The following is a 13,011-nucleotide window of genomic DNA, read 5'->3' on the forward strand; positions in this document are numbered from 1 at the left end:
GGAAAAGCCAGGTGGGGAGCGTCGGATCGGGTATCACACCGATAATGACAATCAATTTCATTTTGTGCTAGAAGGCCGCTCGACGAAGAACGCCAAAGCGGCTATGCGGCTCCCTTGTGCGCACAAAGCGACCACGACGCGTCTTGAACACACCCCCGTCGATCCCGATGGACCGATTTCGAAAGCACGGCTGCATTCCAACCTGAAGACCAAGTTCAAAAAGCGAGGTATCCATGCGCCCACCTAGCAGCTCTGGCAGCATGATCGGCGTAGCTGGCCTTTTGGCCGTGGCAGCGCTGGCCTGCGGAGGCGAAGACGAGCACGCGGCACACGGCCTGACACCGGAAGATCGCACGTGGCTGCAGGACCTGTTGGCAACTGCGCCCGCGACCGGGGGTTTCGGCACGTCCGACCGCACCACGCTGCAGGGGATCGCAACCGCGATCCAGATGGCCGCCGGGCCGACCGGCGGCTTCGGCGCATCCGACCGCACCACGTTGCAGGGGATCGCAACCGCGATCGAGATGGCCGCCATGCCGGTCACCACGCTTCCGCCCCAGGGCGGGCCGGGCTGTCATGCCTTGCGCCCCGGGCTCGAGCATAGCGGCACCGAGGGCGAGTTCATCGTGCGGCTGTTGAACGCCTCGCCGTGGCCCGAGCACCCCGGCAGACACACCTGGCTCGTCCAGCTGCTCGACATGAGCGGCAAGCCACCGATGGGCGTCGGCATGGAGGTCGAGGCCCGCATGCCCGCGCACGCGCACGACGCCGGCCCGATCACCGTGCGCGATCGCTCGCCTGACTTCGGCGATGGAGTGTTCGAGATCGCCGGCATGGACCTAGCCATGGCCGGGCTGTGGGAGATCCGGATCGAGGCGACGCACAGAAACACGACCGACCAGATCCAGTTCAACGTGTGCCTGGTCGACCCGCCAGCGCCCGGACACGCCTTCGAGCAGCTCTACGTGTTCAGCCAGAGGCTCGGCAGCCCCAACGACCCCATGGACGACGAGGCCTGGATCACGATCCTCCGGCCCGGTGCCGAGAGGCCCGTGCTCGAGGAAATCGAAATGCACGGGGCCAACTGGGGCGATGCGGTCGTGGCTCCATCCGGCGAGCGGCTCTTCGTCAACGACCGGGGCAAGAACCAACTGGTGGTGATCGATACAGCCGCGCAAGCGGTGGAGGCCAGGCTCGACGTGGGTGGCCGGCCCACGCATCTGTACAACCCCAACCACGGGCACGAAATCTGGACCCACTCCGACGCAGAGGGCGCGTTCTACATCGCGGACATCGACACGCTCGAGCTAATGGGACCGGTCGTGGCGGCGCTCGACAACTCGGGTCACGGCAAGCTGGTCTACGACCCCTCGATCGCGCCGAAGGCGTACGCGACCAACACCAACGATGCCGCGGTCTTCCCGTTGGATCTGGACCACAAGACCGTGGACTACGCCATCCCGGTCTGCGGTTACACCGACAGCGCGGGCATGCCGGCCGGCGGCACCCACGACAAGGCCATCTCGCCCTTCAACGGCTATGCCTACTTCCAGTGCACCGGCGGCCAGGGTTTTTCCATTGTCGATACCAGCAACGATTCGGTGGTTCGCGACAAGCTGCCGCTGAGCGGTTCGGTGAGCCAGTCCCCGGACCACCGTTTCATCTTGGTGATCAATGCCTGCGTGGATGAACCGAGCTGCACCCAGGGCGAAGTCAACGTCTGGGACACGCTGCTCGGCGATGGCGTCGCTGTTGATCACACCGTGTCGCTGAGCGGCCAGCCCAGCGCGCGCGGGACCCACTTCCTCGTGCCTGGAGGAAACTACAACCGCATGCTCGCCTACATCCCGCAGTCAGGCGGCAACGGCGTGGCCGTGCTCGATTTCGCCAAGCTCGTAGCCGATCCCCTGACCCCGCAAGCGGCAGTGAGCGTGGTCGGCGTGGGCGCGGTGGCCGACCCGGGCACGTCGCACTGGTCGCGCCGCGGGGCGCTCGGTGCGGATGCCTTCTACACGGTCGTCGACGATGTTTCGGGCCAAGCGGTCGCTGCGATCGCCCTGGACGATCACAGGGTCATGGGCGAACCGATCGCCATCAAAGGCGTGATCTCCCGCCTCGCGGTGGTTCCGGCCGGCCGAGGTCATGCCCGCGCAGCGGGCCCTTAGGGCCCGCGGAAGAATAGCTCGTCTGTATCGCCCGGTGAGTGACTCGTCAGCCATAGCGCCCTTCAATGTAGTTGGCGGTTCGCTTGTCCGTGGGATTGAGGAACAGGGTCTCGGTGCGAAGGTGCTCTATCTTCTCCCCCAGCAGCATGAAGACACACTCGTCGCTGACACGCCGGGCCTGAGCCATGTTGTGGGTGACGATCAAGATCGTGTAGCCGCCGCGAAGCTCCCTGATCAGCTCCTCCACCCGCTGGGTGGCCGCAGGATCAAGCGCAGAGCAGGGCTCGTCCATCAGCAACACCTCGGGCTTCAGCGGCAGCAGGCGGGCAATGCACAGCTTCTGCTGCTGCTCGAGAGGAAGGGTGGTCGCCCGCGCACGAAGCTTGTCCTTGAGGTCGTCCCATAGCCCGACTCGGCTCAGCGCCTGCTCTACGTAGGCCTCCGTTTCGCCTGACTTCGAGCGTTGCCCTCGATGAATCCTGAGTCCGAACACGATGTTCTCGGCTATGGACAGCGGAAGTGGGTTCGGCCGTTGGAAGACCATTCCGACCCGCCTGCGAAGCTCGATCAGATCGACCTCCGGCGCATAGATATCGTGGCCGAGTATCTGCACCGAGCCCACCGTACGCACGCCTTCGATGCGTTCGTTGATCCGGTTGAAGCAGCGCAGCAGCGTGGTCTTTCCGCATCCAGAAGGGCCGATGAGCGCGGTGACCAACCCGTGCTTGATATCGAGGCTTACGTCCTTGAGCGCCTGAAAGTCCCCGTACCACAGGCTCAGCTCGCTGGCCCGGATTCCTTGCCGCACGGCCGTCATCCGAACACGCCGTGCACGTACTCGAAGGTTCGGCGGTCAGCCGGTGTCCGGCCGAACACATCGTTCGTGGCCCCGACCTCCACCAGCTCGCCGTTCAGCAGGAATGCCGTTCTGTCGGCCAAACGCCGAGCTTGCTGCACGAGATTCGTCACCAGTATGATGGCCATTCGCTCGCGCAACTGCTTGAGCACGTCCTCGATTCGCATCGTGGTGACCGGATCGACGGCGATCGAAAACTCATCGAGACAAAGCACTTCGGGCTCGTGCGATAGCGCTCGCGCTATGGTGAGCCGTTGCTGCTGGCCGCCCGACAGCCGGGTTCCCAGGTCGTCGAGCCGGTCCTTGACCTCGTCCCACAACGCCGCCTGCTCGAGGCAGCGTTGCACGAGCCGGCCGATCTCGGTCCGGTCTCGAGGCCCGGCCATGCGGGGAGCAAAAGCAACATTGTCGAAAATCGACATGGGCAGTCCCACGGGTAGCGGCGCCACCATGCCGATACGACGCCGCAACATGGAGACGTTGCGCATCCTGTAGACGTCTTCCCCGTCCAAGCGGACGGAGCCCTCCACCTTCACGTCCGCAATCCGCTCCAGGGTGCGATTGAGCACCTTCAGCAGGGTCGTCTTGCCGGACCCGGCGGGTCCTATGACGCCCAGGATCTCGTGAGCCCTCAGGTCGAGAGAGACCCTGTGCAAGGCCACCTTCGGGCCGTAGCTGACGCTGAGACCATCGAACGCCACCTTGCTCACCACCTTGCTCACCATTTTCTGCGGCTCCTGAGGTGGATTCGGAAGGCGATCGAGGCGGCGTTGACGGACAAGACGACGGCCAGCAGGGTCAGGGCGGTCGCGTAGGGAATGGCCTCGGGCACGTTCGGTACTTGGGTCGAGATCGTGAACAGGTGCATCGACAGCGCCATGCACTGGTCGTTGACCGATTCAGGCAGCAGAGGCAGAAAGAAGGCGGCCCCGGTAAACATGATGGGGGCGGTTTCACCGGCGGCCCGCGAGACTTGGAGGATCACGCCGGTGAGGATGCCGGCGATCGAGTTTGGGAGCACGACATGCCGGATGGTCTGCCAGCGAGACGCTCCCACGTTCCAACAGGCTTCCCGAAAGGCCATGGGGACGGCGGCAAGCGCTTCCTTGGTACTGGCGATGATGACGGGCAGCGTCATGATCGCCAGGGTCAGAGCCGCCGACAGAATGCTGGTCCCCAGGCCGAGAAAGAGCACGAAGGCCCCCACCCCGAACAACGCGTGCACGATCGAGGGCACACCCGCGAGATTGATGATGGCAAGGTTGATGATCCGGGTGAACCAGTTATCGCGCGCGTATTCGTTCAGATACACTGCCGCCAGCACGCCGATGGGTGCGGCCACCAGCAGCGAGACGCCCACGAGCCATACGGTACCGACGATGGCTGGATAGATGCCGCCTGCCGTCATTCCGCGCATCGGCTCATCGAGAAGGAAGTCGAGGGTCATGGCGGGCGCCCCGCGAACGATCAGCAGTCCGATGATGCCCGTGAGAGGCAGGATGAGCACGAGGGTCATGCCGAAGAAAACGCCGTAGGCGACCTTCTCCGAGCGGTGCTTGCGCGCTCCTAGCTCAGTGGTGGCAAAGACCGACATGATCATGATCCTTCATGTAGCGGCGGCGACGACGTCAAGAACCTGAAATGACCTTTACTTCGGCTACCGCTGACGCACTCCGCGGACTGCGACATCCGCGATCAGATTCACCATGAAGGTAAGCAGAAACAACAGCGTTCCCAGCACGAACAGGATCCGATAATGATCACTGCCCCTCGCCGTTTCACCGAGCTCGGCAGCTATGGTTGCGGTGATCGTGCGAACCGAATCGAGGGGACTCGTGGGGATGTTGACGGCGTGGCCCGTGGCCATGAGGACCGCCATCGTCTCGCCGATGGCCCTGCCCACGCCGAGCAGCACCGCGGCCAGCAGGCCGTTGCGCGCTGCGGGCAGCAGCACGCGCCAGGTTGTTTGCCAGCGTGTCGCTCCCATGGCCACGGCCGCCTCGCGGTACGTGTCGGGTACGGCCTTGAGCGCGTCCTCTCCGATCGAAACCATGATGGGCACGCTCATCAGCGCCAGCAGCAGCGCTCCGTTGAGGATATTGAGGCCGACGGGTGCGTCTAGCAGATCTATAATGATAGGATTGAGAATCATCAAGCCGATGAAACCCCAGACCACCGATGGGATCGCCGCCAGCAGCTCGACCACGACCTTGAGCGTCTCCTTGAGCCTGCCGGTGCAAAACTCCGAGACGTAGACCGCTGCGCCGAGCCCCAGCGGGATCGCCAGCAGCGTGGCCAGCAGCGTCACGCTGACCGTGCCGGCGATCAGCGCCAGCGCACCGTAGCGGGCGTTGACTTCGGAATCCGGATACCATGCGGGGCTGCCGACGAACTGGACGTAGTCAAGCCCACCGAAGAGCAGCGGAGCCGCCTCGCGGAACACGAAGTAGAAGATCCCGAACACGAAGATGACGGCGCTGACACCGCAGGCACGGATCACCCACTCGATCAAGAGCTCGCTGGTGCGCCCGACACGCGCTCTGACGCTGCGGGACGGTTCGATCCGGCTACCTCGCGCATCCCCGGCGCCGCCGGCCGTGTGGTTGCTGCTCAAGATGGCCTCGTTGGGCTCCCATGGCGTCCAGATCGCTGCCCGGCCGTCCGAGACCTGTGGCCGCATGCCTCCATAGGGGGGCGGGAGACTCCGAGCTGCAGGGTTGGGTCCACGCGCCTCAATGTTGTCTGAGCGTGGCCTTGGTGATCGGGGCGTAGCCCACGCTCTTGACGATCGCCTGAGCCGCCTGGGACTTCACCCAGCTCAGGTACTTGGCGATGGCACCCTTGGGCTCGCCCAACGTGTACATGTACAGCGCTCGCGCGATCGGGTAGCGCCCCGACATGGCCGTCTCCATGGTGGGCTCGACGCACGGCTTGCCCGCATCAACCTGCACGCACATGGCCTTGACCGCGCCGGTTTTGTACCCCATGCCGCTGTAACCGATCGCGCACGGCGTGTGCTGGACCAGATCCACGACGTCCTTGGAGCCTTGCATATCCCGCGAACCGAGCTTGAAGTCCTGGGTCTTGCCAAGCACCCATGACCGGAAGAACGCATACGTTCCCGAGTTGTTCTGGCGACCCACCCGCACGATTTCCTGTCCGGCGCATCCAGGGACCTCGACCTTGAGGTCGGTCCACTTGGTGCAGGTGCCCTTCTCTCCGTAGATGCAGGCCAGCTGCTCTCGAGAGATGTGTGCCATGGGGTTGGATTTGTGTGCGTAGACCGCCAGGGCATCGTAGGCGACGGTGTGCTCGACCGGGTCCTTGCCGGTGTTCTTCTTGGCCGCCTTTCGCTCCTTGTCCTTGATCCGACGGCTGGCGTTGGCGATGTCGACCGTGCCGTTCATGAGCGCCGCGATCCCGGTCCCCGAACCGCCGCCGGTCACCGCGATCACCACGTTGGAATCCACCTTGCGGTATTCCTCCGCCCAGGCCTGCGCCAGGTTGACGATCGTATCCGACCCCTTGTTCTGGATCATCGCGCGTTCGCCCCGCCCGCTGCTGCATGCCAGCCCGCCGCTGCATGCCAAGAGCGCGGCCCCGAGTAAGACGACGTACCTCATGCTTCTTCCTCTCTGCGGTCAGCGCCTATCAAAGCGTCGGTCAATTCCTTGATTCGCGAATCCAAGGATTCGAAGCATTCTTGATATGCCTTGTGCCGTTCTTCTGCGGAACCGGTTGCCAAGGACGGGTCCGCAATGTCCCAGTGAAGCTGAACCGCATCGTAGGCGACGGCCGGGCACGTGTCCTCGGCTTCCTTGCACAGGGTCACGATGACATTGAAGTCTTCGATCGGACCCAGCTTGGCGGTCGACTTGGAGCGTTGCCGCGAAATGTCGAGTCCCCGCTCCAGCATGAAATCGACCGCTCCTCGATCGAGCGCGCCAGGATCGGTGCCGGCACTTGCGAAGATCAGGTGGCCCGGGGCGACGCTTCGGGCAATCGCCTCCGCCATTTGGCTTCTGCACGCATTGCGCCTGCAGAGAAACAGCACGCGCACGTCCTCGCGAGGCAGATGGCGCAACACCTCACCGCGTACAACATACACCGCCTCCTCCGCGATGTTGCAGGCTCGATCGGCCACCCGCTCGATGCGATTGATGAGCCCCACGAGCGCGAATCGCACCGGCAGATTGACATTCCCCTCCGCGGGCTCGGCCAGCGCCTCGAAGATCTGGGAGTTGAGCCGGTCGACCTGCTGATCGGCGTCGAGGGTTCGAGTCGCAGCCTCCGCGTCTCCCTGGAGAAACGCTTCTACCGCATCGTCCAACATCCCAAAAGACACCTTGGACATCTGCAGAATGTGCTCGCGCTGGGGAATGTTCCGGGCCTCCGACGTGACGGCCACCCTCCTGGCGATAGCTTCCGCATAGTCACCGATCCGCTCCAGCTCCGAGTTGACCTTCGCGACAGCCACGGCAAAGCGCAGATGCGTCGACACGGGCATGTGGCGCACCAGGAACTCCTGGCACATCCGATCGATGTGGCGCTCCATGACGTCGATCCGGTGATCCCTGAGCACGACCCGGTAAGCGAGCTTGCGATCACCTTCCGAAAAAGCGCTGACGGCGTCCTTGAGCTGACTCACCACCAGCTTGGCCATGCTGCGGACCCGCTCGCGCAGCGCCGTGATGTCGCGCTCGAGCCGCTCCTCGAGGTGCAGTGCCGGGCTGTTCATTTCGGGCTCGAGCCTAGTTGATGTCCGGGGATGCCACAACAGCGACGACCGTGCGGCGGCGTGTCGCGTGCGCCGCGGTTGAGCCGCGGCACCCGAGCGGGGAGGCCGGCCCAGGGCTGCCTCGGACGCAGCCGCGGGTTGGCCCTGGCAGCCGGGGGCTCCCGCAAGCCATGCCAATGGCCATTACGACGAAGGCGAACCCGACGTCTCGCGTTTCCTTCACGGCATTCCTGAAGCGGATGATGGGCAGCGCGCCCACCAGCGAGAAGGCACGCGCCAGGTTGGAGCCTATGATCAACATGATAGGAGCCACGACCATGCCCAGAAGCACCAGGGTTTGAGTGTATGACTGCGAGTACGAAATACCCTGGTGAGTGTAGCGATAGATCCATGCGATCATCGACGACAATACGTAGCTGAGCAGCAGCACGATGCCGACATCCGCCAGCGTGAAAGCGCTGGTGATATCCCTGAACCGCTCCATTTCCTTCAAAAGCTCGTCCAAGTGTTCCTCCTACAACCGTATGGCCAGCTCCGAGCGTCGAGCGAGAGAATTCTGCAAGGTGGCAACGCCGGCGCAGTACTTGCTGATCCTACGCAGCTGACAGCCATGGCGAGTCAGCAGACGGCTCACCCACAGCGGCACGGCCTCGTTGGCTTTGAGGCCGCAGCCCCCCGGCCCGTCTGGCGCGACTCACTCGAAGAGGCCTATGTAGTGCCTTCACATCGCTACCACCCTAGCGCCCGCCGGCGGCGTTGGGACCTTCTCGAATGTGCCGTGCACCGCATCGACCTGCACCGCATCGACCTGAGCCGCATCGACCTGAGCCGCATCGACCTGAGCCGAATCGAAACGAAGCCGGGCAACTCGAATCGACTTTCAGGACCGTTGTTCTAGGCTGCGTGTATGCCGCAAACACGACAACTACCTGCCGGGCAAACGTCTTATTCGACCGATGGCACCCCATAGTGCAACTCATGAACCAGGTTGGGGTCAGGGTTGAGAGCTCGGTGCGCCGTCCGAGCGCTTGCGCTGCAGCACTGTGGTTGGCGTTCGGTGCGGGAGGGCTGAGCGCATGCGCGGGACCAGCACCCGAGCTCGCGCCGGACGCGGCCGCTGCAGGCTCTGGAGGCGACGGCGGGGCCAGCCCGGCCCCGCCCGAGCCCCCTCAACCGGGCCCCGACGCGGGCGGCAGGGAGGGCGGCATGACCTCGCAGGACGCTTCCCAGCCTGCGCTCGAAGCCAGCCTGGACGCCTCGGCGGATGCCGCCCACGACGCAGGCACGTTGGACGCCCAGGCTCCGCCCGCTCCACGCCCCAGCGACCTGAGGCCCCCGCTGCTGTCGGCGACGTTCATCGACCTCAGCGGTGACTACGATCGGAGCACGCGCAGGCTCGCGGCATTGGATTGCAGCGAAACCGCCGCAGCCTCGGGCAAGCCTTGCGTAACAGTCTTCGGCCTGCCCGCGAGCTCGGAGGCAGGCCCAGCTGAGCTCGGCGCCATCGGGCTGAGGGCCCGAGCGGGGACTCCGGTGCTGGCCGCGATGGCAGGCGTGGTGGATGGTGTGAGGGCCCGGGGCGACAGGACAAGCAACCAGGTACGTTTCGCGCTGTCGCTCAGACGCGGTCCCGAGAGCGCGTTCTGGCTCGATTACGCAGGACTCGACAGGCTCGTGGTTGCGCAGGGCGCCCGAGTGCAGGCCGGCGACGTGCTGGGTTACGTGGCCTCGGATGGCGCAGCGCAGCCCGCACACGTCCGGGTCTCGTTGCGCAAACAGCTCGACCGGGTGCAGCGCCTGTGTCCGCTGCGCTACGCCACCGCGGCATTCAAGACCCGCCTTCAAGCCGCGCTGGCAGCCAGTCTCGAGGCCTACCCCTCCAGCACCGCGAGCGCGCTGTGCTCGGCGGGTTCGCTGCTCTGCACGCAGGGTGACTGCTCCCGTGCCGAGCACTTCGTCGCCCGGCTCGGCGACCTCGAGCAAGGCCTGACGATCTACCGCAGCGCCTGCGGCAGCTGTCACGGCGAGCAAGCTCAGGGCGGCATCGGCCCCGACCTGCTCGATTGCGCCAGCTGCTCGACCCCACTTCGGATGGCGCAGCGCACCCGCATCGACATGCCACCGGAAGGTCGCTGCAGCCTCCGCTGCTCCGAAGACGTAGCGACCTTCATCTTCCACAGCTATACCGAGCCGTGGCGGGCCGCGCATCCACAGCAGTAACCGTTCAGGGGGTGACCACGCTTGCACGACGGCTTCCCAGGCGGTCTTCTGGGCGGCTTTCGTCCTCGGCCTCGCCCTGCGAAGTACGCGTAGTACTCCTCGGGCGATTCCTGCGGGCGCGCTCGCCCAGAAGACCGCCTAAAAACCCGACTGACAGGGGCCTGGACAGTTACCCACAGCAGGATGCGGGGACGGCGGCGCCCGACGCGATGTCGACGGCGGCCGATGCGGCAACTGCGCAGGACGCGGCCCCACCGGACGAGGGTTAGTTAGTTAAGTTTAGTGCCCATCCCGAAACGCCCGTTCCCGTTCAGAATGGATGCCAGAGCGAGCGCGCCCGCAGGAGCGGAGCGAAGGAATAGCAGCGCTATTTCAAGCTTCGGTCTGAGGACGAAAGCCGCTCTGGCGCCATTCTGAACGGGAACTAGTTAGTCTAGGGCTTGTCGTGGCTGGCCTCGACCCGTTAGCCTGGGGGGCAAGGAGGAGACGATGAAGCTCTATTCGAACCCCTTGTCGCCGAATTGCCGCAAGGTCCACGCAACGCTTGCGCATGTGGGCCTCGAGGTCGAGCAACAGCTCGTGGATGTCATGAAAGGGGAGCAGCGAACTCCGGAGTTCCTCGCCATCAACCCGAACGGGAAGGTTCCGGCGCTGGTCGATGGCGCTTTCAACCTGTGGGAGTCCAACGTGATCGCCTGCTACCTCGCAGGCAAAGCCAACTCGGACCTATGGCCAGCCAATCAGGAAAGGTACTCGATTCTGCGCTGGCTGAACTGGGAAGCCGCCCACCTTTCGCAGGCCGTCGGCACCGTCATCGGCGAGAAGATCTTCAAGCCCTTACGGGGAGCCGAGCCCGACCCGAGCGTGGTCGAGCAGGGCACCGGCGATTTCCGCAAGTTGGCCACCGTACTTTCGGGCGTGCTCGAGTCGGGCGGGTTTCTGGCCGGTGCCTCGCCCACCGTGGCGGACTACAGCGTGGCGGTATGGTTCTCCTACGACGAGCCCTGCGGCCTACCCACGCGCGAGTACCGCCACGTGACACGCTGGCTCGATCAAGTACGCGGGCTTCCAGGTGGCCCAAGCCTGGCGGCCCCCCCGATCCCCAGCTAGTTGGCGCTCCAGGGAGCGTCCGGCAGGCGGTCGCGATCGGTCTGTGAAGACCCGTGCCCAGTCCGACGGCTGCTGCCTCTTCCGCGTGAGATCAACTACGCTCTCGATTCCGAGGTGAAGACCCGTGCCCAGTCCGACGGCTGCTGCCTCACCAGCACGACGTGGGGCTGGAAATCGGGAGGCAATCGTGCTTAGTCTGCCGAAAGCTACCAGTTGGAGCAGCATGCCCCGAGCGCAGTGATGTTGGCCGAGCAAGATATCCTGCCCTTGCTGAGCGCGGCCGCGGCGGCCCGAAACAATGCGTACGCTCCGTACTCGCGCTTCCGAGTGGGAGCGGCATTGCTGGCGGGCGAGCGTGTGATTCGCGGCTGCAACGTGGAAAACGCCGCCTATGGAGACAGCATCTGTGCCGAGCGTGGCGCCGTGCTGGCCGCGGTCGCGGCCGGGCTTAGGGAGTTTCGCGCCCTGGCGGTGTCCACGGAAGCGAGCACGCCCGTGCCACCCTGCGGTAGCTGCCGTCAGGTACTGCGCGAGTTCTGCCTCGACGACTTCCCCATCGTGATGGGCGCAGCGAGCGGTACCTACACCGTGGTCAGCCTCAACGACCTGTTGCCGGCCGCCTTTACGAGCCGCTCGCTATCGGACGCTGGCCGGCCCCCGTGGCCGCCCCGCCCGCCGCCGCGCTAGAACGCCGCCTGCAGCTGCACGCGCAACCGGACGACGCCCTGGCTCCGCTGCTCGCCGTATCCCCACAACTGGAACAGATCCGCCTGCAACTTGAAGGGGTGGCGCGCGAAATAGTAGCCGCCCACGATGCCCAACTCGTTCTTGCCCTTGAGCACCGAAGCGTCGCCGCCGGGACGGGTCATCCCGAAGCGTGCCCCGAGCTCCAAAGCCATGCCTGGAAGCAGGTACCCGCCCTGCAGCATCCAGCCTATGCCGTCGGCCAGGTCGGTGCCTCCGCGACCATCGCGCCAATAGAAATCGCCGAGCACCGAGAGCCCGGCGTACTTGAACAGCAGATCGGCGTTGGCATTGTGAAAGGTGTCGTCGTCCGCTTCGGGCGCCCTGCCCTTGATGCCCTGCACGCCCGGTGCGTTCTGCAGGTAGGCATAGCCCACCCCGAGCGAGAGCCGCGGCTTCGCTGTGCGTTCGAAGTCCGCCTCCGAGTAATCCTTGAACATGCCGAAGGGCAGCAGCTCGAAGCGAATCAGGTACATGAGGCCCAGGTCACCCGCACCGGGAGTCCTATCCGAGGTGTTGCGGCCCTCGCCGATGTAGACGCCCGCGTAGTAGCGAAACAAGCCCAGGCCGAGTAGATCCTTGGACCGGAAGTCGAGTCCCAGATCCCGGTCCAAGGTGAACTCGCCGTTCGTGATGGCGCGATCGACGAACTGCAGATTGCCCGACGAGATCACCCGCTGCCGGCTGTAGGGCACCTTGTACTGGCCGACGCGCAGGGTCAGGTCGCGCAGGTAGTCGAACGTCATGTACCAGTCGAGCAGCGGCGTGGTGCCTACAACATTGCTACGCGTCGTGCCCGTCACTCCCATGCCCATGCCCGTGGGATCCTGAAGCACGACCGTCGGCTGCGTCAGGTCTTCGTCGCGCGGCGAAAACGCGAGCTCGATCTTGAACGTGTTGTGCTTGCCCCACATGTTGCCGACGAACTGCAAGCGCGCGCGACGAATGTGGAAGACCTCCTCGTCGGGTCCCCCGGCTACCCCTTCGTACTCGTAGCGGAACTGGCCGCGCAAGCGCGTGACCAGAGCAAAGCGTCCGTCCGCACTCTTGAACTCCAAGCCCTTGCCCGGGCGGAAGCGCGCACTCGAGGCATCCGCCGGGTGGTCCTTGACGAGATCCCTTTCCCAGCTCGGGGGAGGATTGGGCCCCAAGGCATCCGAGTCGGTTTTCACGTTCGC

Annotated in this window: 12 protein-coding genes and 1 pseudogene; 5 read left to right on the forward strand and 8 right to left on the reverse strand. The window is 64.8% G+C overall.

The window, feature by feature from the left end:
- The first annotated feature begins 233 nt into the window (after positions 1–233).
- On the forward strand, positions 234–2,165 hold the full coding sequence (locus MJD61_07790) for a hypothetical protein (GenBank protein ID MCG8555176.1): 1,932 nt from the start codon (positions 234–236) through the stop codon (positions 2,163–2,165).
- A gap of 46 nt (positions 2,166–2,211) precedes the next feature.
- Here MJD61_07790 and MJD61_07795 read toward each other — a convergent pair whose 3' ends face one another.
- The 7 genes and pseudogenes from MJD61_07795 to MJD61_07825 form a co-directional block, all read right to left on the reverse strand.
- Positions 2,212–2,973, reverse strand: coding sequence for a phosphate ABC transporter ATP-binding protein (locus MJD61_07795; GenBank protein ID MCG8555177.1), 762 nt, complete (start codon positions 2,971–2,973; stop codon positions 2,212–2,214).
- Positions 2,974–2,978: 5 nt separating this feature from the next.
- Positions 2,979–3,746, reverse strand: a complete 768-nt coding sequence (locus tag MJD61_07800; GenBank protein MCG8555178.1) for an ATP-binding cassette domain-containing protein — start codon at positions 3,744–3,746, stop codon at positions 2,979–2,981.
- Positions 3,740–4,615 (reverse strand): phosphate ABC transporter permease PstA, encoded by an 876-nt coding sequence (gene pstA, locus MJD61_07805; GenBank protein MCG8555179.1) that lies wholly within the window; start codon positions 4,613–4,615, stop codon positions 3,740–3,742. Before pstA ends, MJD61_07800 begins: the two co-directional genes overlap by 7 nt.
- Before the next feature lie 63 nt (positions 4,616–4,678).
- On the reverse strand, positions 4,679–5,701 hold the full coding sequence (pstC, locus tag MJD61_07810; GenBank protein MCG8555180.1) for a phosphate ABC transporter permease subunit PstC: 1,023 nt from the start codon (positions 5,699–5,701) through the stop codon (positions 4,679–4,681).
- A 52-nt stretch (positions 5,702–5,753) separates the two neighbouring features.
- Complete coding sequence (locus tag MJD61_07815; protein MCG8555181.1) at positions 5,754–6,644, reverse strand: phosphate ABC transporter substrate-binding protein; 891 nt, start codon at positions 6,642–6,644, stop codon at positions 5,754–5,756.
- Positions 6,641–7,759, reverse strand: a complete 1,119-nt coding sequence (phoU, locus tag MJD61_07820) for a phosphate signaling complex protein PhoU (protein MCG8555182.1) — start codon at positions 7,757–7,759, stop codon at positions 6,641–6,643. The genes MJD61_07815 and phoU overlap by 4 nt, the downstream gene beginning before the upstream one ends.
- Positions 7,760–7,916: 157 nt before the next feature.
- Positions 7,917–8,243 (reverse strand): annotated as a pseudogene (locus MJD61_07825) (DUF4956 domain-containing protein).
- A gap of 126 nt (positions 8,244–8,369) precedes the next feature.
- Here MJD61_07825 and MJD61_07830 point away from each other — a divergent pair.
- The 4 genes from MJD61_07830 to cdd all read left to right on the forward strand — a co-directional run bounded on the left by MJD61_07830 (position 8,370) and on the right by cdd (position 11,776).
- The gene (locus tag MJD61_07830; protein ID MCG8555183.1) at positions 8,370–8,657 is read left to right on the forward strand and encodes a hypothetical protein; all 288 of its coding nucleotides are present in this window, start codon (positions 8,370–8,372) and stop codon (positions 8,655–8,657) included.
- Positions 8,658–8,737: 80 nt separating this feature from the next.
- On the forward strand, positions 8,738–9,979 hold the full coding sequence (locus tag MJD61_07835; GenBank protein ID MCG8555184.1) for a peptidoglycan DD-metalloendopeptidase family protein: 1,242 nt from the start codon (positions 8,738–8,740) through the stop codon (positions 9,977–9,979).
- A 489-nt stretch (positions 9,980–10,468) separates the two neighbouring features.
- On the forward strand, positions 10,469–11,089 hold the full coding sequence (locus MJD61_07840) for a glutathione S-transferase family protein (GenBank protein MCG8555185.1): 621 nt from the start codon (positions 10,469–10,471) through the stop codon (positions 11,087–11,089).
- 240 nt (positions 11,090–11,329) lie between these two features.
- The gene (cdd, locus tag MJD61_07845; protein ID MCG8555186.1) at positions 11,330–11,776 is read left to right on the forward strand and encodes a cytidine deaminase; all 447 of its coding nucleotides are present in this window, start codon (positions 11,330–11,332) and stop codon (positions 11,774–11,776) included.
- Here the strand turns inward: cdd and MJD61_07850 are convergent.
- Entirely contained in the window at positions 11,773–13,005 is a 1,233-nt protein-coding gene (locus tag MJD61_07850; GenBank protein MCG8555187.1) for an OprO/OprP family phosphate-selective porin, read from the reverse strand. The genes cdd and MJD61_07850 overlap by 4 nt on opposite strands.
- Positions 13,006–13,011 lie beyond the last annotated feature (6 nt).

The organism is Pseudomonadota bacterium (assembly GCA_022361155.1).
Taxonomy (GTDB): domain Bacteria; phylum Myxococcota_A; class Polyangia; order Polyangiales; family JAKSBK01; genus JAKSBK01.